Source organism: Sinorhizobium sp. GQ132 (assembly GCF_059758575.1).
On the sequence record NZ_JCAXDX010000005.1, the window covers coordinates 292,568 to 314,221 of the forward strand.

At 62.9% G+C, this 21,654-nt stretch carries 19 protein-coding genes, 1 other RNA gene and 1 pseudogene; 11 read left to right on the plus strand and 10 right to left on the minus strand.

The genetic code is table 11. The features are described from left to right. Nucleotides 1–87 precede the first annotated feature (87 nt). Nucleotides 88–309 (plus strand): 50S ribosomal protein L31, encoded by a 222-nt coding sequence (gene rpmE / locus AC6CIG_RS15650; RefSeq protein ID WP_010970183.1) that lies wholly within the window; start codon nucleotides 88–90, stop codon nucleotides 307–309. Between the two features lie 232 nt (nucleotides 310–541). Here the strand turns inward: rpmE and rcdA are convergent, their stop codons facing one another. The 3 genes from rcdA to AC6CIG_RS15665 form a co-directional block, all read right to left on the minus strand. After that, nucleotides 542–1,060 carry a protease adaptor protein RcdA gene (rcdA, locus tag AC6CIG_RS15655; RefSeq protein ID WP_018096815.1) on the minus strand — a complete coding sequence of 173 codons (519 nt, stop codon included), beginning with the start codon at nucleotides 1,058–1,060 and terminating at the stop codon, nucleotides 542–544. Nucleotides 1,061–1,423: 363 nt separating this feature from the next. Then, nucleotides 1,424–1,612 carry a DUF1192 domain-containing protein gene (locus tag AC6CIG_RS15660; protein WP_018096816.1) on the minus strand — a complete coding sequence of 63 codons (189 nt, stop codon included), beginning with the start codon at nucleotides 1,610–1,612 and terminating at the stop codon, nucleotides 1,424–1,426. Continuing rightward, nucleotides 1,599–2,900 (minus strand): MFS transporter, encoded by a 1,302-nt coding sequence (locus AC6CIG_RS15665; RefSeq protein ID WP_018096817.1) that lies wholly within the window; start codon nucleotides 2,898–2,900, stop codon nucleotides 1,599–1,601. The genes AC6CIG_RS15660 and AC6CIG_RS15665 overlap by 14 nt, the downstream gene beginning before the upstream one ends. A 181-nt stretch (nucleotides 2,901–3,081) precedes the next feature. On the opposite strand from AC6CIG_RS15665, the gene AC6CIG_RS15670 reads away from it, so the two are divergent. Both AC6CIG_RS15670 and AC6CIG_RS15675 read left to right on the plus strand, forming a co-directional pair. Next, nucleotides 3,082–3,237: a hypothetical protein gene (locus AC6CIG_RS15670; RefSeq protein ID WP_018096818.1), complete on the plus strand. Its 156-nt coding sequence runs from the start codon at nucleotides 3,082–3,084 to the stop codon at nucleotides 3,235–3,237. A gap of 146 nt (nucleotides 3,238–3,383) precedes the next feature. Continuing rightward, nucleotides 3,384–5,288 carry a TPR end-of-group domain-containing protein gene (locus AC6CIG_RS15675; RefSeq protein ID WP_437408067.1) on the plus strand — a complete coding sequence of 635 codons (1,905 nt, stop codon included), beginning with the start codon at nucleotides 3,384–3,386 and terminating at the stop codon, nucleotides 5,286–5,288. 12 nt (nucleotides 5,289–5,300) lie between these two features. Here AC6CIG_RS15675 and AC6CIG_RS15680 read toward each other — a convergent pair whose 3' ends face one another. The 6 genes from AC6CIG_RS15680 to tkt all read right to left on the minus strand — a co-directional run bounded on the left by AC6CIG_RS15680 (nucleotide 5,301) and on the right by tkt (nucleotide 12,623). After that, complete coding sequence (locus tag AC6CIG_RS15680; RefSeq protein ID WP_127709000.1) at nucleotides 5,301–6,218, minus strand: PhzF family phenazine biosynthesis protein; 918 nt, start codon at nucleotides 6,216–6,218, stop codon at nucleotides 5,301–5,303. Between the two features lie 171 nt (nucleotides 6,219–6,389). Next, nucleotides 6,390–7,415, minus strand: coding sequence for a class I fructose-bisphosphate aldolase (locus AC6CIG_RS15685; RefSeq protein WP_127708998.1), 1,026 nt, complete (start codon nucleotides 7,413–7,415; stop codon nucleotides 6,390–6,392). 350 nt (nucleotides 7,416–7,765) lie between these two features. Next, complete coding sequence (locus AC6CIG_RS15690) at nucleotides 7,766–8,965, minus strand: phosphoglycerate kinase (protein ID WP_018096822.1); 1,200 nt, start codon at nucleotides 8,963–8,965, stop codon at nucleotides 7,766–7,768. After that, nucleotides 8,965–9,555 carry a putative glycolipid-binding domain-containing protein gene (locus tag AC6CIG_RS15695; protein ID WP_018096823.1) on the minus strand — a complete coding sequence of 197 codons (591 nt, stop codon included), beginning with the start codon at nucleotides 9,553–9,555 and terminating at the stop codon, nucleotides 8,965–8,967. The genes AC6CIG_RS15690 and AC6CIG_RS15695 overlap by 1 nt, the downstream gene beginning before the upstream one ends. 5 nt (nucleotides 9,556–9,560) lie before the next feature. Continuing rightward, complete coding sequence (gene gap, locus AC6CIG_RS15700) at nucleotides 9,561–10,571, minus strand: type I glyceraldehyde-3-phosphate dehydrogenase (protein WP_018096824.1); 1,011 nt, start codon at nucleotides 10,569–10,571, stop codon at nucleotides 9,561–9,563. A 69-nt stretch (nucleotides 10,572–10,640) separates the two neighbouring features. Next, entirely contained in the window at nucleotides 10,641–12,623 is a 1,983-nt protein-coding gene (gene tkt, locus AC6CIG_RS15705) for a transketolase (protein WP_018096825.1), read from the minus strand. Nucleotides 12,624–13,023: 400 nt separating this feature from the next. Between tkt and AC6CIG_RS15710 the strand changes: the two genes are divergently transcribed. The 3 genes from AC6CIG_RS15710 (at nucleotide 13,024) to ssrS (ending at nucleotide 13,926) form a co-directional block, all read left to right on the plus strand. Continuing rightward, nucleotides 13,024–13,293, plus strand: coding sequence for a DUF4164 domain-containing protein (locus tag AC6CIG_RS15710; RefSeq protein WP_018096826.1), 270 nt, complete (start codon nucleotides 13,024–13,026; stop codon nucleotides 13,291–13,293). A 12-nt stretch (nucleotides 13,294–13,305) separates the two neighbouring features. Next, nucleotides 13,306–13,683 carry a cell division protein ZapA gene (locus AC6CIG_RS15715; protein WP_100672970.1) on the plus strand — a complete coding sequence of 126 codons (378 nt, stop codon included), beginning with the start codon at nucleotides 13,306–13,308 and terminating at the stop codon, nucleotides 13,681–13,683. Nucleotides 13,684–13,767: 84 nt separating this feature from the next. Beyond that, nucleotides 13,768–13,926: non-coding RNA, 6S RNA (ssrS, locus tag AC6CIG_RS15720), on the plus strand. Nucleotides 13,927–14,016: 90 nt separating this feature from the next. Here ssrS and AC6CIG_RS15725 read toward each other — a convergent pair. Beyond that, nucleotides 14,017–14,841, minus strand: a pseudogene (locus tag AC6CIG_RS15725) (LysR family transcriptional regulator); the annotation flags it as partial. A 75-nt stretch (nucleotides 14,842–14,916) separates the two neighbouring features. Here AC6CIG_RS15725 and AC6CIG_RS15730 point away from each other — a divergent pair. From AC6CIG_RS15730 to AC6CIG_RS15750, 5 genes are all read left to right on the plus strand, one after another. Then, nucleotides 14,917–15,150 (plus strand): hypothetical protein, encoded by a 234-nt coding sequence (locus AC6CIG_RS15730; protein WP_018096829.1) that lies wholly within the window; start codon nucleotides 14,917–14,919, stop codon nucleotides 15,148–15,150. 167 nt (nucleotides 15,151–15,317) lie between these two features. Further along, nucleotides 15,318–15,890 (plus strand): 5-formyltetrahydrofolate cyclo-ligase, encoded by a 573-nt coding sequence (locus tag AC6CIG_RS15735; protein WP_026168795.1) that lies wholly within the window; start codon nucleotides 15,318–15,320, stop codon nucleotides 15,888–15,890. Between the two features lie 116 nt (nucleotides 15,891–16,006). Beyond that, a complete protein-coding gene (locus AC6CIG_RS15740; RefSeq protein WP_026168796.1) occupies nucleotides 16,007–16,831 on the plus strand; it encodes a TIGR00282 family metallophosphoesterase in 825 nt (274 codons plus the stop codon). Nucleotides 16,832–17,281: 450 nt separating this feature from the next. Continuing rightward, nucleotides 17,282–18,439: an efflux RND transporter periplasmic adaptor subunit gene (locus AC6CIG_RS15745; RefSeq protein WP_018096831.1), complete on the plus strand. Its 1,158-nt coding sequence runs from the start codon at nucleotides 17,282–17,284 to the stop codon at nucleotides 18,437–18,439. Then, on the plus strand, nucleotides 18,436–21,612 hold the full coding sequence (locus tag AC6CIG_RS15750; RefSeq protein WP_127708994.1) for an efflux RND transporter permease subunit: 3,177 nt from the start codon (nucleotides 18,436–18,438) through the stop codon (nucleotides 21,610–21,612). Before AC6CIG_RS15745 ends, AC6CIG_RS15750 begins: the two co-directional genes overlap by 4 nt. Nucleotides 21,613–21,654: the final 42 nt, after the last annotated feature.

Here is a 21,654-nt window from a genome sequence, read left to right on the forward strand (position 1 = left end):
GAGCGGTCTGCGGCTTCATTTACGTGTTCGGTCCCAAAGTCGCAATGCCTTGCGACAATTGGACCCTGGAACTCTAGGAAGATTGTTATGAAGGCAGACATCCATCCCGACTACCACACGATCAAGGTTGTCATGACCGACGGCACCGAATACGAAACCCGCTCGACCTGGGGTACGGAAGGTGCGACCATGAACCTGGAAATCGACCCCAAGTCGCATCCGGCCTGGACCGGCGGCAACCAGCAGCTCGTCGACCGCGGCGGCCGCGTCTCCAAGTTCAAGAAGCGCTTCGAAGGCCTCGGCCTCTGATTCAGCCGCTCGACAGCGTGTTTCGAAGCCCGGCATTGCCGGGCTTTTTTGTTGGCTTTCACTCTTTCCTGCGGGCTTTGGGCAGGTGCTTTCTCGCTCAAGTCGTCCGTGCATGGATCCTCGGGCTTGACCCTGGGCTTGACGCGAGGATCCACCCGCAATCACGCCCGCGCCAACAAAAAACCCGGCACATGGCCGGGCTTTGGCTTACAGCGGCAGGGTTCTGCCTCGCTCAACTCGCTCCGAAGGCCGTCTGCAGCAGCTTGATCTGCGCCTTGACGCCGTTCTGGTTGTCCGGAACGAAGCTCGTTGCTTCCTGCGGCCGATAAATCTCGCGGTCGAGCAATGCGACCCGGTTCTGCAGCCGGAGCGACCGCTCGATGAGCTCGCGGAAGCTCTCCGGCAGATCGTTCCAGCCCGGCGCGCTGCGGTCGACGTTGAAGCTGTCCAGGCGCACCTTGCTCTTTTCAGACAGGACCTGCTCGCGGCTCATCTCGCCATTGTTGACGGCGCGCTGCAGCAGGAGCCATGACGCCATCTGCATCAGCCGGGTGGTGAGGCGCATCGACTCGGCAGCATAGAGAACGGATGCCATGCGCGGCAGCACCTTGGCGGCGGTGCGTCCAGGGCCATCGAGATAGCTTGCCGTTTCCTCGACCAGGCCCATCCCTTCAGCGTAGAGCGCCTTGAACTGCGCCGAAGACGCAGCGTGACCGGCGAAACTGACGGTATTCAATCCTCTTTCGGACATGCCTGTATTCCCTGGTTCCAACGCATCACAACTGTCAGGAAACGGGCGGCTCTGGGAAAAGTTTCCTGAGGCCCCTCCATGCTCGAAGAATGATCCCATACCGCATTCCGCGCAAGAGCATTCTTAAGAAAGGGTTAATCTCCACACTTCTTTGGAGGCCGCCCTGTCGCAAAGCAAAAAAAGAGCCGCGTGAAGCGGCTCTCAAGGGAAAACAGGGAGAAAAATCAGACCCATTCGCCAGTCGGTGAAATTGTCTGAGTCCGGAAGGACCGGATGCTCGGACAATCGCAGAAAATGCTTAATTTGCGGTTAAAGCCCAAGCATTCTTCTGGATTAAAAGTCCGCAATCATTCCAGCCCGCGCTCACCGGAAAAGGCTTTCGGCGGCCGAACGGCTCGCCGACTTGCGCTGTCTTTCCGCTTCGAGCCTTGCAATTTCCTCCGTCAGAAGCGCGATGCGCGCGGTCAGTTCGTCCACGGAGAGCAGCGAAAGATCGCTGCCGATCTCGTGCTCGGTCTTCTTTTTCGGTTGGTCATCGTCAAACAGGCTCATTCGATCTCTCCTCTTCCTGGGGATCGTCGGCGCCTTCGTCCGGCAGTTCCTCCAGCGGAGCCGCACGCGGCGAGAGCTGCAGGCTCTCCGGCGTCGTCGCCGTACCGGCATTGACCGGCGAGAAGTTTTCGCGCTCGGCCGCGGGCACCGGTGCGCGCCGGCGGCTGCGGACGATCGCATAGGCAGTGATGAGCATATGCGCACAGGCCGTGATCATGAAGAGGCCATAAGGCCCGCTGGCGGTCATTATCGGCCCGCCGATCGTCGGGCCGATAATCGTGCCGATGCCGTAGAGCAGCAGGAGCCCGCCGGAAACCTTCACGAAATCCTCGGGGGTCGCGAAGTCGTTGGCGTGGGAAACCGCGATCGGGTAGAGCGCATTGGCGGCTGCGCCGTAGATCGCGATCAACGTCAGAACGATCCAGACCTGGCCGGGCTCGACGAGGAAGATCAGGAGGCCGGCGAAAGCGCCGACCCCGGCGAGCGCGGCAAGCACATAGCGGCGGTCGATACGGTCGGAGATGCGGCCGGCCGGCAGTTGCATGACGGCGCCCGAGAAGATCGCCACGCTCATCATCGCCGCGACGGTGCTGTCCGACAGCCCGGCCTGGCGGCCGAAGACCGCGCCGAGCGTGCCGAAGGCGCCGTTGGCGATGCCGATGAGCAGGATGCCGAGGAAGGAAACCGGCGAATTGCGGTAGAGGCCGCGCAGGTCGAGGCGCACCTGTTTCAGCGGCTGCGGCGAGGCGGCCCTGGACAACAGCGTCGGCAGCATCGCTACGCAATAGAGAATGCCGCAGATCATGAAGAAGAAGGTCGTGGACGTCTCGCCGAAGGGAATCATCATCTGGCCGCCGACGACGCCGAAAAGGGTGATGGCGATATAGAGCGAGAAGATCACGCCGCGGCTCTCATTGGTGGCGCGCTCGTTCAGCCAGCTTTCGATGATCATCGACGTTCCGGCAGTGGAGAAACCCGTCACCGCGCGCAGCGCCAGCCACCAGACCGGGTCGATCAGAATGCCCGTCAGCAGGGAAACGATTGCGATCAGGGCCGTGAACACGCTGAAGGCGCGCACATGCCCGATGCGCTTGACGACATTCGGAGAGAAGAAGCAGCCAAGCACGAAACCGGTGGCCCAGAGCGTGCCGAACAGACCGAGGATGGTTGTCGGATAGCCCTCCGCGGTGCCGCGCACCGGCAGGAGCAGGCCCTGCAGACCGTTTCCGAGGAAGAGAAACAGGGTGCCAAGCAGCAGCGCGGCAACGGGAAGCAGGTTATTTCTCATCGTCCACCCGGAATTCGTTCGCCCTTCGGCGTGTCGTGACGAGGACCGCCGCTCTGCCGATGGAAATCAATACCACCGGTCATTGCAAATCGACGGCGAAAACAATAGCCCTCTATGCGACGAAAAGTGACGTCCGTATGACGTCGCTCCCATTGCAGCGGATCTTCCCGGAAATGAGCGAATGTCAAAGGCACTGACGGTTCTCCTGCTGCTGGCCATGTGCGTCCAGCTCATCAAGCCGCTCGGCTATCCGGGACTGAGGCAGCGCCGCGATTTCTGGAAGATTGCCGTCTTCGCCATCGTCGTGATGATGGTCACGGTGCTCGTGCGTCCCTGAGCCTCCTGCGGTGCCGCGCGAGATTTCGAAGTCCGGCGGCTTCGGCGTTCCTTGAGAAACAGCAACTTGGGAAAGGGCCGCGCTATTGTCGCGCTCAAGTTGCTCTATCTCCGCACGACATGACGACAGGAAAAGGTTAAATTACCGTGCTCGGCCACAAGATGAAGATCGAGGCTCTGTTGGAACGTCGTCTCACCGCCATTCTCGCAGCCGATGTCGTGGGCTACAGCCGCCTCATGGGAGCGGATGAGGCCGGCACGCTCGCGGCGCTGAAGCGCCATCGCCGCGAGCTGCTGGAACCAAAGATCGCCGAACATAAAGGCCGAATCGTCAAACTGGCGGGAGACAGCATGCTCGTCGAGTTTTCGAGCGTGGTGAACGCTGTTGCCTGTGCCGCCGCGATTCAGCGCGGCATGCTCGCCTGCAACGAAGGCTTGCCGAAGAGCAGGCGCATCGAACTCAGGATCGGCATCCATCTCGGCGACGTGATCGTCGAGGACGGCGACATCTTCGGCGATGGCGTCAATGTCGCGGCACGGCTCGAAGGGCTTGCCGATCCTTCCGGCATCGCCGTTTCTGCCTCCGTGCGGGACCATGTCGGCTCGAGACTCGATGTCGGTTTCATCGACAAGGGCGAATACAGCCTGAAGAACATCGCATCGACCGTCCGCGTCTATACGGTGTCGCTCGGCGGCAATTCGCTCGGCAAGCGTGGGGAGCCGTCCGGCGTCGTCGACCGCGGCTACGAATTATCGATCGCCGTCCTGCCCTTCACCAATATGAGCCATGATCCCGAGCAGGAATATTTCTCCGACGGCATCACAGAGGACGTCATCACCGACCTTTCGAAGATTTCGCGCCTGCACGTCGTCGCCCGCAACACCGTCTTCACTTACAAGGGCAAGTCGGTGAAGGTTAAGCAGATCGCCCATGAACTCGGCGTTCGCTTCATCCTCGAAGGCAGCGTGCGCAAGGCGGGCGGACGTGTGCGCATCACCGGCCAGTTGATCGACGCCCAGACCGGCGGGCATCTGTGGGCCGACCGCTACGACCGCGATCTGACGGATATTTTCGCTATTCAGGACGAGATCACTCATGCCATCGTCGACCAGCTCAAGATAAAGCTTCTGCCGGAGGAAAAGAGGGCGATCGAAAGCGACCCGACGACCTCGGTCGAGGCCTATACGTACTATCTCCGCGGTCGGCAGTTCTCCCATACGTGGACGCGGCCCTATCTGCTGCTCGCACGCCGCATGTTCCTGAAGGCCGTCGAACTCGACCCGAATTATGCGCGTGCCTATGCCGGCATCGCCGAGTGCGAATGTGCGATCAGGGACTGGCACGAAAAGGAGTTTCCGCTGGAGAGCATACTCGACATGAGCGCCAGGGCGCTCACGCTCGATCCGAACCTGGCGGAAGCGCATGCCTCGCGCGGGCTCGCATTGAACCACGACGGCCAGACGGAGGAGGCAAGTCGTGAGTTTCTGCAGGCCCTGGCGCTCGATCCTTCGCTCTATGAGGCGAATCTCTATTATGGCCGTTTTCTCTTCGCGCAGGGCCGCTTCCGGGAAGCGATCGGATTCTTCGAGCGTGCGGCGGAAATCCGGTCGGACGATTACTTTTCGCCGATCCATTTGATGGGTTGCCACCTGTCCCTTGGTATGGAGACCGAGCGCCAGCGCTGGGCGCGGATCGGTATCGAAAGAGCGCAAAGCGCGATGGAGCGGAACCCCGAGAATGCCAGCCCGGCGCATCGCGGTGCATTGGCGCTGGCGCATATGGGCGAGGCGGAACGTGCGAAGGAATGGATTTCTCGCGCGCTGGCGATCGATCCGGACGATATCGTCGCGCGGTACAATGCAGCCTGCGTCCATTCGCTCCTCGGTGAGGGCGAGCGCGCGCTGGAACTGCTGGAAACCGTGGTGCCGCTGAGCTCCAGCTACCATGTCCAGTGGTTCAACCAGGATCCGGACCTGGACCTCATACGCGACGATCCGCGCTTCCGCGCGCTCCTCGACGCGCTCACAGAGTGCAAGGTCGGAAGGCGCTGAACATTACGGCGATCAGATCAAGATCTCCCCGCGCATCGCCGAAACGCAGTCGCCCGAGACGCTGACGTTGCGGACTGTGCCGTTCCTCTTGTCGACACCGACCGTGATGAGGCTGCGGCGGCCCATTTCCACGCCCTGTTCGATGACGAGTTCGGCCTTCGCGTCGGCCTCGGGAAGCAGCGAGACGAGGTAAGCGCCGAGCGCCGCCGAAGCGCTGCCGGTTGCCGGATCCTCGATGACGTTGTCGAGCGGAGCGAACATGCGTGCCCTTATATGGCCGGGCCGCTCGCGCGTATGGGCATAGAGAAACAGGCTGAAGCTGTCTTCCGCAAGCGGATAGCGGCTGTTCGCCTCCTCGAAGGCCGAGACGTTCGGCCGCGCTGTCGAAAGGGCATCGACGTCGCGCACCTCGGCGACCGAGAAGGGCAGGCCGACCGAAATGCGCACCGGCGGATGAGTTCGGTCGACGAGGTCGTCCTGGCGCAGCGATGCGCAGGCGGCAATCGTCGCGGCGTCTATGGCGGGTCCGATTTGCAGCGCCTGCGGGGCGACGATCCTTGCGCCCGTGACGATGCCGTCACTGCCGAGAAGACTCACTTCGACAAGGCCCGCTTTTTCCTCGAAACGCAATGCGCCGCCCGGCTTGCGGCCGAAGACTTCCCGTTGCCGGCCGAGCACGAAGGCCGTGCCGACATTCGGGTGGCCGGCGAAAGGCACTTCGGTCGTCGGCGTGAAGATGCGCACGCGCGCGGTGTTCTCCGGATTTTCGGGCGGAAGGACGAAGGTGACTTCGGAATAGCCGAACTCCGTGGCGATCGCCTGCATCTGGGCGTCGCTCAAGACCCGTGCATCCGGGATGACGGCAAGCTGATTGCCGGCGAAACGGTCGGTCGTGAAGACGTCGACGGTAATGAAGGAGACGGTGTTCATGGGCCCTCCGGTCGGTCGCAGATGGCGTAGATTTAAAGTCGTCGCCGGCGCCGCTGAACAGCGAACTTGTCTCCCTGACAATTGTCGAGGCAGCAAGGCGGCGCCATAAAAAAGGCCCGGCGGCATCGCTGTCACCGGGCCTCTCCTCGCTCCCTCTAACTATTCTGGCGCTCAGGCGGCTTTTTCGAAGTCCTTCGTCCAGCTTCCCTTGGCGGCGAGGCTGCACATCTTGGCGCGATGGGCGAAGGCGCGCTGGCCGGCCGCGACGTTTTCCGACTTGCCGCCCCAGGCATTGAGCGCTTCCTGCTGCAGCGCCCGGCCATAGGAGAAGGTAAGCTGCCAGGGCAGGTCGTGCGCCGCGTTCATGGCTGAAAGGTGCGCCGTCGCCTCTTCGGTCGACTGGCCGCCGGAGAGGAAGGCGATGCCGGGAACAGCCGCCGGAACGGTGCGCTTCAGCACCTTGATGGTGCGTTCGGCGACCTCATCGACGGACGCTTTGCGCGCCTTCTTGCCGTCGATCACCATGCTCGGTTTCAGGATCATGCCTTCGAGGCTGACGCGGAGTTCGCCAAGTTCCTCGAAGACGGTGCGCAGGACCCATTCGGTGACCTCTTCCGAGCGCTCGATCGAGTGATCGCCGGGGGCGCCATCCATCAGCACTTCCGGCTCCACGATCGGTACGATCTTCGCCTCCTGGCACAGCGCGGCATAGCGGGCGAGCGCATGGGCATTGGCCCTGATCGCGCCCCAGGTCGGAAGAGCGTCGGAAATCGCAATCACGCCCCGCCATTTGGCGAAGCGGGCGCCGGCTTCATGATATCTGGCAAGGCGGGCGGCGAGCCCGTCGAGGCCTTCGGTTACCGTTTCGTTCGGGAAATGGGCCATCGGCTTGGCACCGGTGTCGACCTTGATCCCCGGGATCGAGCCCGCATTGCGGATGACGTCGGTGAGGGGCGTGCCGTCGGCAGCCTTCTGGAACAGTGTTTCCTCATAGAGGATGACGCCGGAGATATACTCGCGCATCGCATCGTCCGAGCGCAGCAGCATCTCGCGATAGTCGCGGCGCGACGTCTCGGTGGACTCCAGGCCGATGCTGTCGAAGCGCTTCTTGATCGTCGCGGTCGACTCGTCGGCCGCAAGCAGGCCGCGGCCGTTTGCCACCATGGCAACCGCAATGTCTTCCAGTCTTTCGCTCATATTCTTCTCCTACACACAGCGCTGATCAGCAATCGGAACAGCGAATGAAACCAATCTCGGAGCGAGGCGCAGAACCGTCTTTCGCGCCTCGGGAACAAAGCCGCGTTAACAGAAGATACCGTGCGGGAAAATGGCAGTAAAACGGGCTAAAACGATTTAAATAATTTTAATCGTTTGAAAAATCGTAATTATTTCGGGTGGCTTAGTTCCGGCGCGAAGGTGCATGTCACCTGCACGACGAGGCGTTCGAATCTGGAACAACTTGTCGGGTTCAGCTATCGAGGCGATGGGCGCGTCGCATGAGTGATTTGAATGCGACGCACCTTGCATGCAGAGCACCGTAGCCGGGCTCAGTTCCGCTGTCGGAGAATATCGACACCCGGCAGGGGCTTGCCTTCCATCCATTCGAGGAAGGCGCCGCCGGCGGTCGAGACATAGGTGAAATCGTCGGCGACCTCGGCATGGTTGAGCGCTGCGACCGTGTCGCCGCCCCCGGCGACGGAGACGAGCGAGCCTGCGCGCGTGCGGGATGCCGCGTGTTTCGCGGCTGCCACGGTCGCCCTGTCGAACGGCGCGATCTCGAAGGCGCCGAGCGGGCCGTTCCACACGAGGGTTTCGGCGCGGGAGATCCATTCGTTGATGGCATCGATCGATTTCGGCCCGACGTCGAGCACCATGGCGTCGGCAGGGATGGCGTTGATATCGACGGCCTCGTTGTCCGCACCGGCCTTGAACTCACGGGCAACGACGCCGTCGACCGGAAGAACGATTGCGCATCCCGCTTCCGAGGCGGCCGCGAGGATGGCCTTGGCGGTCTCCGCAAGATCGTGCTCGCAGAGCGACTTTCCGACATCGACGCCTTGCGCCGCGAGGAAGGTGTTGGCCATGCCGCCCCCGATGACGAGCGCGTCGACCTTCTTCACGAGGTTCTGCAGAAGGTCGATCTTGGTCGAGACCTTGGCGCCGCCGACGATCGCAACCACCGGGCGCTTCGGATTGCCGAGTCCCTTTTCAAGCGCTTCGAGCTCCGTCTGCATGGTGCGGCCGGCATAGGCGGGAAGGTGATGAGCAAGCCCTTCGGTCGAGGCGTGGGCGCGATGGGCGGCGGAGAAGGCGTCGTTGACATAGATGTCGCCATTGGCGGCGAGCGCCGTCACGAAGTCCGGATCGTTCTTCTCCTCGCCTTTGTGGAAGCGGGTATTCTCGAGCAGCAGCACTTCGCCGTCGTTCAATTCGGCAATGGCGTTGGCGGCCTTGTCGCCGATGCAGTCGGCAGCGAAATAGACGCGCTGGTCGAGAATCTCCTCGACGGCGGGGGCGATCGCCTTCAGCGACATGCCGGCGACGGGCTCGCCCTTCGGCCGGCCGAAATGCGCGAGCAGAACGACTTTCGCGCCCTTCTCGGAGAGTTCGCGAATGGTCGGCGCCACGCGCTCGATGCGGGTGGTGTCGGTCACCTGATTGTCCTTGACAGGCACGTTCAGATCGACGCGCACGAGAACGCGCTTGCCGGCGATGTCGGTCAGATCGTCGAGAGTCTTGAAAGTCATCAGATGGTCTCCGGTGATAGTCTCTGGAATAGGGTAGGGTAGTCGATGACGAGGCCATCCTCGTCCACTGGCAGGTCCGCCGTGAAGCTGCCGTCCGCCGCCTCGTAACGGTAGAGCTTGCCGTCGTCGAGGCAGGTGTAATGCTGACCGTCGACGGTCGGTTCGAAGCTGTCGAAGGGCACGTAAAGCATGTCGAGCCTGGCGGTGCCGGATTGCCGGGTGAGGCCCAGGCGGCGGATCGGCAGCGTGTTCGTGAAGGGCGTGCCGGCGAGGTCGATATCGACGCAACCGTCGAATTGCGGCAAGGCCGTTCCGTCTGCCTTGCGCCAATGGCCGTGCCCATCGGACATGAGGTGCAGCCTCAGCCCTTGGGTCGTCTCGATGAGAAAGGAAAAGACGCGCCAGCCGGCATCGCAGTCGATCCGGTAGCGGACGCCATAGGCCGTTGCGCCGCGTTCGCCGATGAGAACGCTTTCGGCGCGGATGGCCGCGCCGAGCGATGTGTCGAAAGTCCTGAGCGTCAGATGTTCGAGCCCTTCCCCTTCGAGCGGGCGCCAGCGCACCGTCGTTGAGGAAAGGGCCCGGAACATCGGTCTTAGAGGAGCTTGCTCAGGGCAACCGCCGTATCCGCCATGCGGTTCGAGAAGCCCCATTCATTGTCGTACCAGGACAGGATCGACACGAACTTGCCTTCCATCACCTTGGTCTGGTCCATGTGGAAGACCGAGGAATGCGGGTCGTGGTTGAAGTCGACCGAGACGTTCGGCTGAAGCGTGTAGCCGAGAACGCCCTTGAGCGGGCCGTCGGCGGCAGCCTTGATGGCGGCGTTGATCTCTTCCTTGGTCGTCTCGCGCTTGGCGACGAATTTCAGGTCGACCACCGAGACGTTCGGGGTCGGCACGCGCACCGAGATACCGTCGAGCTTGCCCTTGAGCTCCGGCAGAACGAGGCCGACCGCCTTGGCCGCACCCGTGGAGGTCGGGATCATCGACAGCGCCGCGGCGCGGGCGCGGTAGAGATCCTTGTGCATCTGGTCGAGCGACGGCTGGTCGTTGGTGTAGGAGTGGATCGTGGTCATCATGCCGTGATCGATGCCGATGGCATCGTGCAGCACCTTAGCGACCGGTACCAGGCAGTTGGTCGTGCAGGATGCGTTGGAGATGACGAGATGATCCTTCGTCAGCTTGTCGTGGTTGACGCCGTAGACGACGGTCAGGTCCGCACCGTCGGCCGGGGCCGAGACGATGACGCGCTTGGCGCCGGCTTCCAGGTGAGCGGCTGCCTTGTCACGGGCGGTGAAGATGCCGGTGCACTCCATCGCGATGTCGACGCCGAGTTCCTTGTGCGGCAGTTCCGCCGGATTGCGGATGGCGGTCACCTTGATCGGCTTGCCGTTGTTGATGACGATCGCGTCGCCGTCGACCTTCACGTCGGCCGGGAAGCGGCCGTGGATGGAATCGAAGCGCAGCAGGTGAGCATTGGTCTCGACCGGACCGAGGTCGTTGATGGCAACGACTTCAATGTCGGTGCGGCCGGATTCGACGATGGCGCGGAGAACGTTACGGCCGATGCGGCCAAAACCGTTAATGGCGACTTTCACTGTCATATCGGGTCTCTCCCTGTCAGAATGCGTGGGGTGGAAAGGAGGGCATCGGGGAATGTCCTCCTGGCTTGATCAGGACAGCTTGGCTTCGGCGGACGCAACCACGACTTCCGGCGTAATGCCGAAGTGCTTGTAGAGATCCTTGTAGGGGCCCGAAGCACCGAAGCTCGACATGCCGATGAAGATGCCGTCATTGCCGATGAAGTGGTCCCAGCCCTGGCGGATGCCGGCTTCGACGGCGATCTTGACCGGCGACGTGCCGATGATTGCCTGCTGGTAGTCCTCGCTCTGCTCGGCGAAAAGCTCGAAACAGGGGACGGAGACGACGCGCGTCGCAATGCCCTTGGCGGTCAGCGTCTGGCAGGCCTTGACGGCGATCTCGACTTCCGAGCCGGTGGCGAAGATCGTGACCTGCGCATCGCTTGCGGAGATCAGGTCGTAGGCGCCGCGGGCGCAGAGGTTCTGCTCCTCATATTCCGTGCGCACCGCCATCAGGTTCTGGCGGGTGAGCGCAAGACCGGAGGGGCGCTTGCGGTTTTCCAGGGCAAGCTGCCAGCATTCGGCGGTCTCCGTCGCATCCGCGGGGCGGAACATCAGAAGGTTGGGGATGGCCCGAAGCGCGGCCATGTGCTCGACCGGCTGGTGGGTCGGCCCGTCCTCGCCGAGACCGATGGAATCATGCGTGAGCACGTGGATGACGCGGATGCCCATGAGCGCGGCAAGGCGGATCGACGGGCGGCAGTAATCCGAGAAGATCAGGAAGCCACCGGAATAGGGGATGAGGCCGCCATGCAGCGCCATGCCGTTCATCGCGGCCGCCATGCCGTGCTCGCGCACGCCGTAGTGGATATAGCGGCCGGAGAAATCGTCCGGCGTGATGGAGTGCGTCTGGCTCGTCTTGGTATTGTTGGAGCCGGTCAGGTCGGCGGAGCCGCCGATCGTCTCGGCAAGTACGCCGTTGATGACTTCCAGCGCATCCTCCGAAGCCTTTCGCGTCGCCGGCGAGGGCTTGGTCTCGGCAAGCTTCTGCTTGTAGGCGCCGATCGCCGAGGCGAGGCTGCCTTCGAGCTCGCCGGAGAAGCGGCGGACGAACTGCGCCTTCTTCTCCGCCTCTGCGGCTTCGAGCCGCTCTTCCCATTCCTTGCGCGCCTTGGCCGACCGCAGGCCTGCGATGCGCCAGGCGTCGAGCACGTCGGAGGGAACCGTGAAAGCCTCGGCTTCCCAGCCGAGGGCCTTGCGGGTGGCGGCGATTTCCTCGGCCCCGAGCGGAGAGCCGTGGACCTTGTGCGTGCCGGCCTTGTTCGGCGCACCGAAGCCGATCACGGTCTTGCAGGCGATCATGGTCGGTTTGTCGGACTTCTGGGCTTCCTCGATCGCGGCGGCGATCGCTTCGGGATCATGGCCGTCGATGGCGATCGTGTGCCATTTGCTGGCGCGGAAGCGGGCGTGCTGGTCGGTCGAGTCGGCAATGGAGATCGGACCGTCGATCGAGATGTTGTTGTCGTCCCAAAAGACGATCAGCTTGTTGAGCTTCAGGTGGCCGGCAAGCGCGATCGCTTCCTGACTGATGCCTTCCATCAGGCAGCCGTCGCCGGCCAGCACATAGGTATAATGCTCCATCAACTCGCTGCCGAACTCCTCGCGCAGCTTGCGCTCGGCGATCGCCATGCCGACGGAATTGGCAATGCCCTGGCCGAGCGGACCGGTGGTCGTCTCGATGCCGGCGGCGTGGCCGTATTCCGGATGGCCCGCCGTGCGCGAACCCAGCTGGCGGAAGTTCTTGATCTCGTCGATGGTGATGTCGTCGTAGCCCGTGAGGTAGAGCAGCGAATAGAGCAGCATGGACCCATGGCCGGCCGACAGGACGAAGCGGTCGCGGTTCGGCCAGGCGGGGTTTTTAGGGTCGAAGCTCAGATAGCGGGTGAACAGCACTGTTGCGATATCGGCGGCGCCCATCGGGAGGCCGGGGTGGCCGGAATTTGCCTTCTCGACGGCGTCCATGGAGAGGAAGCGGATTGCATTCGCCATCCGGTCGTGTTTTTCGCGAGAGATCATGACTGTTCCGTTTGCGTTCGGTGGTCAGGGGACGGTCTCTATCCTCCAAAGACCGCATGAGAAGCGGCAGACACATAGCAGGTGCGTGAGCCGAGTCAATAAATACGGGCCCTCCGCGACCAAATGCGGCGGCCCCCGCGCGGTGCCTCTCGAACGGCAGGAACGCCGCCGGCCGGTTGCCGGTTCGGGAGGCGAAATCGACCATCCACAGCTTCCGCAGTTCAATGCCGCGCTTGGCATTGTTGAGACTTGCGTAATAGGTTTAAAAAGAAAAGGGCCGAAGTGATGAAAGCTCTACGATTCGGCCTTGGAGCGAGGCCCGTCCAGGCAAGGTGCAAGCGCTCCGCACTTTGTTTTAGGGCAGGGCGAAGCCGCTCCCCCTAGAGAGGTATCGGAAGACATGCCGGCAAAGACGGTCAAGGCGGCGATCGACGAGTTGCGCAACGCGGTTCAGTCACTTGAAATCGCGATCGACGGCCGCTTCGACAAGGAAAAGGATGTGAGCGAGTTCGAAGGCGAGGTCAGGCGGGTCAATGAGGACCGGTCTCGCCTGGCACAGGAACTCGACCAATCCCAATTCCGCGCCAACCGGTTGGAAGAGGTCAATCGCGAGGTATCCCGTCGTCTCGTGACGGCGATGGAGACCATTCGCGCGGTGCTGGATCGCTGAGGTTCTGAACGTATGGCGCAGGTGACGGTAACGATCGACGGCAAGGCCTATCGCATGGCCTGCGAGGAAGGGCAGGAAGAGCACCTCGGCGACCTCGCGACCAGGTTCGACCAGTATGTCGGCCATCTGAAGGCCCAGTTCGGCGAAATAGGCGACCTCAGGATCACCGTCATGGCAGGCATCATGGTCATGGACGAGTTGAGCGAGGTCAATCGCCGGCTGAAGAGTATCGAAGCCGAAGTGGACGATCTGAAGAGAGGCCGCGACACCGCGCTTTCGGATCACACGAGAAGCGAGGAGGCGCTTGCCTCGGCGCTCGGTGAAGTGACGGCGCAGATTCAGGACATCGCCGCCAAGCTCAACGGGCGGCCGACTCCCCCGGCAAATTGAGTCCGGCCTGCGATTTCGCAGAAATTATGCAGCTCCGCGGCATCCGGCTCTGGTGAAAAGCCCCGGGACGCTCTATATCTGCGGGGCGATCTGCGCTTCCCGACAGGAACCACAATCCCCGGGGCCATACACGATCTCAAGGGAACTGTCCCTGGCCGGACCCGTGGGTCCGGGCATACGGTGCCCACCTACCTAGTAGGTACCCGGGATCGTAAACTCTCCATCGGTCGTCGTGGATCGCACTTCTTCCCTTTCCTTCTCGCTCGGTGCCCGGAAAGCGCGGCGGATTGCATCCGCCATCGCCTCGACCGTCGGCGACCGGTTCCCGCGCCTCGTCCGCAGCACGACATTCGACATATCGATGATGCCGAAGCCATCCGCCTCGGTGAGCTCGCGGCAGCCGGGCGGTATGGTGCTTCGCGACAGGGGCGCAATGGCGAGGCCTGAAACGACGGCGGCGATGAGCCCGCCGCTCGTGCGGCTCACATAGGCGACGCGGTTCTCGATATTCCGGGTCGTCAGGCTGCGCAGGGCCAGGTCGTCGCACCAGCCGCCTTCCGCATAGGTATAGGTCGCGATGGGCAGGGGCTGCCGCAAATGGGTGCCATGCTGCTCGGAGGTGGCCCAAACGGTTGGGTTTACCATCAGAACCTCGCTGCGGGTTCGTCCGCCCGGCTCGAAGACGACGGCGATGTCGAGTTCTCCGGCCGCGAGCGCCGCCGAGTTGGCCATGGAGGTTTCCTGACGCACCGTCACTTCGACGCCGGGATGAATGGCCGCGAAAGCGCCGAGCGCCTTCGGCAGGGTGGAGTTGACATATTCCTCGGAAATCCCGATCCGGACGGACCCGTCGAGCGCCGGTGAGCGCATCGCCGCAGCCGTATCGTCGAGGAGGGTAACGATACGGCGTGCATTGTCGACAAGGCGCCGGCCTTCACCGGTCAGTATCACGCCACGCGAATGGCGTTCGAAGAGCGCGGATCCGATGAGATCCTCAAGTCTGCGGATCTGCATGCTGACGGCCGATTGGGTTCGCCGCACCATGTCGGCAGCGCGTGTGACATTGCCGGTGTCGGCCACCGCCAGGAAGGTTCTGAGCAGGTCGCTGTCGAGCGGTGCTGTCATGTCGCTGCCATAAGAAACGCTGATGACAGGCATGGTTGCAATTCATTTGTCACATGTCAAGGACGGCGCAAAGATGGACCTGTCGCCATCCCTTCCGAGGTCCTCGCCATGCCCGTTCTGGTCGTCTCAGCACAGCCCGTCAGAAGCTCCTCCCCGCCGCTTGCGACGGCCCTTGCGCGCTGGCGGCTGTGGCTTTCGCTTCGCACGCAATGGGCGCTGGTGAGCCGCCGCGGCGACCGGCACCTTCTGGCAGACGCCGCTATCCCCGACACCTATCGCCTCGCATGCGAGGAAGACCGGCGCCACCGTGACGCAGTCCGGCATCTGCACTGGATGCTCTGAGGCAACTTCCTTCGAGAATTGGCATCCAAAGCCATTGTGACACACGCACGAGTCGCGAAGTATTGCGAAAGCGGCGCCCGCGTGGTTCCGCTTCGGGGTCGTTTTGCGCTATGGCATGGCGTTGAGGTTGGTCACCGCGGCAATATTTGCCCGCAGGGGAAGGTTGGATGTCACCCAAGGATCTGAAAGCAGCTTTGAGGAAGGAGCGCCTGGCGCTCCGCGATGCCATGCCGGCGGAAGCGCGTATCGAGGCGAGCCTTGCCATGGCCGATCATGCGGCCGAGGTCATCGCGCTCGATCCCGGACACGTCGTCTCGGGCTTCTGGCCGATCCGTTCGGAGGCCGACGTCCGGCCGCTGATGGTGCGGCTCAGGGATCGCGGTGCGCGCCTCTGCCTGCCGGTGATCCTGGACAGCAAGGCCATCGTTTTCCGGGAACTGCTCGACGGCATCGCGGTCGTCGAAACCGGTTTCGGCACCACTGGCCCTGGCCCCGATGCGCCGGAAGTCGATCCGGACATCATGCTCGTACCGCTCTCGGCCTTCGATGCCGTGGGCCATCGGATCGGCTATGGCGCCGGCTATTATGATCGGGCGATCGACCGGCTGCGCCGCAAAGGCCACATGCCGCGCCTGATCGGGATTGCATTCGACTGCCAGGAAGTGGCATCAGTGCCGGCTGAACCGCACGACGTGGCGCTGGACGCCGTATTGACGGAGAGCGGTTTTCGGCATTTCTGAGCGGGATGAGGATTTTGCGCGGATTCCGCCACATCCTGCTTAAAATTCATTGAACCGACCACGTGCATGAATTGGAGTCGATCCAGATTGCCTTGGTCCAAGCGGGATTGAACGGCATGCGACTTCTGTTTCTGGGGGATATGGTGGGCAAGACGGGCCGCATGGCCGTCTGGGAGCGCCTCCCGGGACTCGTGAGCGATCTCAAGCTCGACTTCGTTATCGTCAATGGCGAGAACGCTGCCGGCGGATTCGGCATCACCGAAGACATCTTTCTCGAGACGATCAGCGCCGGTGCCGACGTAGTGACCACCGGCAATCACGTTTGGGATCAGAAGGAGGCGGTGGTCTTCTGCGAGCGGCACGATCAGTTCCTGCGGCCGGCAAACTATCCTGCCGGGACTCCGGGTCGCGGTTCCAATCTCTTCTTCGCGCGAAACGGCGCCCGCGTTCTGGTTGCCAATGTCATGGGGCGCGTCTTCATGCATCCCGAGCTCGACGATCCCTTCAAGACGGCCGAGACGATCCTCGACGCCTGCCCTCTCGGCGAGCAGGCCGATGCAGTCGTCTTCGATTTTCACGCCGAGGCGACGAGCGAGAAGCAATGCTTCGGCCACTTCGTCGACGGGCGTGCCAGCCTGGTGGTCGGCACGCATACCCATGTGCCGACGGCGGACCATCAGATACTCAACGGTGGCACCGGCTATATGAGCGATGCCGGCATGTGCGGCGACTACGACTCGTCCTTGGGGATGGACAAGGAAGAGCCGCTCAACCGCTTCATCTCGAAGATGCCCAAGGGTCGCTTCGAAGCGGCATCCGGCCCGGCCACCATCTGCGGCGTCGGGATCGAGATTTCGGACCGGACGGGGTTGGCGGAGAAGATCGCGCCGCTCAGGATCGGCCCGCGCCTGGCCGAGACGATCCCGCAATTCTGGGTTTGAGCGGCAAAGCATCCTCCGTCTGCGCATCCATTTCCAGATGCGGGCGCTCTGTTCGGATCTCCTTTTTTCAAGGGTGACAGACCCGCCAAATGGTGGCAGGTTAGCGACCAAAATGAGAGCCGCACCGCACGCGGCCGCTATTCGTAAGTTTCCATGCCAATAATTGAAACGGGATGCGGGCGGAAGCGCTCATATTTTCCCTCATCCCGGCGTACAGCGCCGCGCGTTCCTCAGACGCGCAGAGGTCGCTGCAGCATTTTGATTGCTGCATGTGTCTTCCTTTGACCGAAAACGATCAAGGGAAACATGCAGGTAATGCAGCCGGAGTTCCATAGCGTCGCAGCTCGGTCGGGCGCACAGAGTCGCTGTGGCGCTCCGGTATCCAAAGGCGCCGCACCAATTGCAGTCCCGGTGCCGGCGATCTGACGTTCAGATATCTGGAGAGCGTGCATGTTGCGAAAGTGGCGTCTGCCGGCCATCGCCGGCTTTTTCGTCTCCCTTCTCGTCTCGGTCCCGGCAGGCGCGCAGGATGCGCAGTTGCCGACGGTGACCGTCGCCAAACCCGTCGTGCGCGATGTCGTCGACGCCGACGAATTCATCGGCCGCTTCGAAGCGGTCGACCAGGTCGCGATCCGCGCACGGGTCGGCGGCTATCTCGATCAGGTCTTCTTCACCGACGGCGCCATGGTGAAGAAGGGCGACAAGCTCTTCGTCATCGACCAGCGGCCGTTCCGCACCGCCCTTTCCCAGGCGGAAGCCTCGCTCGAGGCTGCGCGATCGACCCTTGTCTTCGCGGAGACCACGTTCAAGCGAACGGAATCGCTCGCGGAATCGGGCACGCTCTCGGTGTCCAGGCTTGACGACGACCGCCGTGCGCTGCTCGCGGCCCAGGCGAATGTGCGCGGCGCCGAGGCGGCCGTCGAGCGCGCGAAGCTGGATCTGGATTACACGACCATCACGGCGCCGCTGAGCGGACGCGTCGACCGGCGTCTCATTTCCCCCGGCAATCTGGTACAAGCGGACCAGACGGTGCTGACGACGATCGTCTCGCTCGATCCGATCGATTTCTATTTCGACGTCGACGAGCGCCGGCTGCTCTCCTATGCACGTACGGCTCGGGACCGCGGCAGCGCTTTGCAGGAGGGGGCGGGCTCCATTCCGGTGCTGGTCACGATCGCCGACGCCAACGAGCCGCCGTTCGAGGGCAAGCTCGACTTCGCGGAGAACCGGGTCGACAACCAGACGGGTACGATGCGGGTGCGCGCGCGCCTCGCAAACCCCAAACTGATCCTGCAGCCCGGCCTGTTCGGGCGCGTAGAAGTGGAGGGATCGAACACCTACCGGGCGGTTCTGGTGCCGGACGAGGCAATCGCCGCCGACCAGAACGAACGCATCGTCTACACGGTAGGCGAGGATGGCAGCGTCGCAACCAAACCGGTGCGTCTTGGTCCCAGGCTCCACGGTTACAGGGTCATCCGCAGTGGCTTGACGGGGGACGAGACGATCGTCGTCAACGGTCTCATGCGCGTCCGTCCGGGCGTGAAGGTTAAACCCGAGCTCATCGTCCTGCCCCCCGAGGCCGCGCAATCGGCGGAGAATGCCCAATGAGGTTCGCGCATTTCTTTGTCGACAGACCGATCTTCGCGTCGGTGCTTTCGATCGTTCTGCTGATCGTCGGCAGCATCGCCTATTTCCAGCTTCCGGTGGCGCAGTATCCGGAGATCGCGCCGCCTACCATCGTCGTGCGCGCCTCCTATCCGGGCGCGGATGCGGAGACCGTCGCCAATACCGTTGCCACCCCGCTCGAGCAGGAGATCAATGGCGTGGAGAACATGCTCTACATGTCCTCCTATGCCACCGCTGATGGCTCGATGGCGCTGACGATCACCTTCAAGCTCGGGACCGATCTCGATCAGGCGCAGGTGCTGGTGCAGAACCGTGTTTCGATCGCCGAGCCCCGGCTTCCCGAGGAAGTCCGGCGCATCGGCGTAACCACGACGAAGAGCTCGCCGGACCTGATGATGGTCGTTCATCTGCTTTCGCCGAACGACCGCTATGACCAGCTTTATGTTTCCAACTACGCCCGCACGCGCATCCGCGACATATTGGTCCGGCTGGACGGAGTCGGCGACGTTCTTCTGTTCGGCGAGCGTGAATATGCGCTGCGCATCTGGCTCGACCCGCAGAAGCTCTCCGCCTACGGCATGACCGCAGGCGATGTCGTCTCCGCGCTGCGCGAGCAGAACGTCCAGGTCTCGGGCGGATCCATCGGCGGTCCGCCGATGTCGAGCGACAGCGCCTTCCAGTATACGGTGACCACCGACGGCCGCTTCAGCGACGCTCGCCAGTTCCGCTACGTCATCGTCAAAGCGACCGAAGAAGGCAGGCTCGTCCAGTTGCAGGACGTCGCCCGCATCGAACTCGGTGCGCGCGAATACGTGACCAACAGCTATCTCAACGGCAGCCCCGCCGTCGCGCTCGGCATCTTCTCCCGCCCCGGCAGCAATGCGCTCGCTGCGGCCGACGCGATCCAGGCGACGATGGCCGAACTTTCGCGGGATTTTCCCGAAGGGCTCGAATACAGGATCATCTACAATCCGACGGAATTCATCTCGGAATCCATCGACGAGGTCTACAAGACGATCGGGGAGGCCGCGCTCCTCGTCGCTCTGGTCGTGATCGTGTTCCTGCAGTCGTGGCGCACGGCGATCATTCCGATCGTCGCCATCCCCGTTTCGCTCGTCGGCACATTCGCGCTTCTCTATGCCTTCGGCTTTTCACTGAACATGCTGACGCTGTTCGGCCTGGTTCTCGCGATCGGCATCGTGGTCGACGACGCGATCGTCGTTGTCGAGAACGTCGAGCGCAACCTCGCGCGCGGGATGACGCCGCGAGAGGCGGCGCATGTGACTATGGACGAGGTGGGCGCCGCGGTCATAGCGATCTCGCTCGTCCTGACGGCAGTGTTCGTGCCGACCGCGTTCATTCCGGGTATTGCCGGGCAGTTCTACCTGCAATTTGCGGTGACGATCGCAGTCGCGACGGTGATCTCCGCGGTCAATTCCCTGACGCTCTCGCCGGCGCTTGCCGCAATCCTGTTGCGGCCGCACGAGAACCACGAGCATGAGAGCCGCAATCCCCTGACGCGGATCGGCCGCGGTTTTGCCAACGGCTTCAACCGCGGCTTCGACCGCATGGCCGATGGCTATGCATGGACGGTGCGCCACCTCGTCAGGACGCGGATCGCGTTAGCCGGGGCGCTCGTCGTCTTCGTCGCCCTGCTCGGAGCCACCTGGTACATGGCACAGGTCGTACCTCGCGGCTTCATACCCACGATGGACCAGGGCTATGCCATCGTCGTCATTCAGCTTCCGGACGGTGCCTCTCTCGAGCGCACCGATAAGGTCGTCCGGCGGGCCTCGGAGATTATCCGGGAGGTACCCGGCGTAAAGGATGCGGTCGCCTTTGCCGGTTTCAACGGCGCGACCTTCACCAATGCATCCAATTCCGGCGTGATATTCACGCCCTTCGACAGCTTCGAAGAACGCCTCGAGCAAAAGCAGAGTGCGGAACAGATCATCGGCCAGATCTTCGGTGCGATGCAAGGCATTCAGGAGGCTTTCATCATCGCCGTTCCGCCACCCTCCGTGCGAGGCATCGGCAATTCGGGCGGCTTCAAGATGCAGATCATGGACCGCCAGAGCGCCGACATGCGCCGGGCGCTCGGGCTCGCCCATCAGATGATGGGAGCGGCCAACCAGACGGAGGGGCTGACCGGCGTCTTCACCACCTTCACGGCCTCCAGCCCGCAATTCTTCCTGGCGATCGATCGCGACAAGGCGCGGGCGCTGAACGTCCCGATTCCCAATATTTTCGAGACACTCTCGATCAATCTGGGGACGTCCTACGTCAACGATTTCAACGCCTTCGGCCGCGTCTATCAGGTCCGTGCCCAGGCCGACCAGCAATTCCGGCTGGAGCGGGAGGACATACTTGCGCTTAAGGTACGCTCCGCCTCGGGCGCCCTGGTGCCGCTCGGCACGCTCGTCGAGATCCGCGATACGAGCGGACCGGCGCTCGTCCAGCGCTACAACATGTATGTCTCGGTCCCCGTTCAGGGCAATCCGGCGCCGGGCGTTTCTACGGGCAGCGCCCTGGACAAGATGGAAGCGCTTGCAGGTCAGATCCTGCCGCAGGGCACCACCTTCGAATGGACGGAACTCGCTTTGCAGGAGCGCCAGACCGGCAACACTGCGGTCTTCATCTTCGCGCTTTCGGTGGTCTTCGTTTTCCTGGCGCTCTCTGCGCAATACGAAAGCTGGGTGCTGCCGCTGGCCATCATCCTGATCGTGCCGCTTGCCGTGCTCGCTGCGCTTCTCGGCGTTTCGATCCGGGGCTTCGACAACAATGTGCTGACCCAGATCGGGCTTATCGTCCTGATCGGTCTTGCCGCGAAGAACGCGATCCTCATCGTGGAATTCGCCCGCCAGGGCGAGGAGGAGGGCAAGACGCCGATCGAGGCGGCGATCGATGCGAGCCGGCTCAGGCTGCGGCCGATCCTGATGACCGCTTTCGCCTTCATCCTCGGCGTCGTGCCGCTGGTCATCGCCACCGGGCCCGGCGCCGAAATGCGCCAGTCGCTCGGTACGGCGGTCTTTGCCGGCATGCTCGGGGTCACCGTCCTCGGCCTGTTCCTGACGCCGGTCTTCTATGTGGCCCTGCGCTCATTGCGGCGCAAGCGTGCACCGGCGGCCGCGCCGGCGCCGGCGCCGGGGGAGTGAAGAGACCGGTGCATCGGCAATGACGCAATTGTGAGCGGCCGC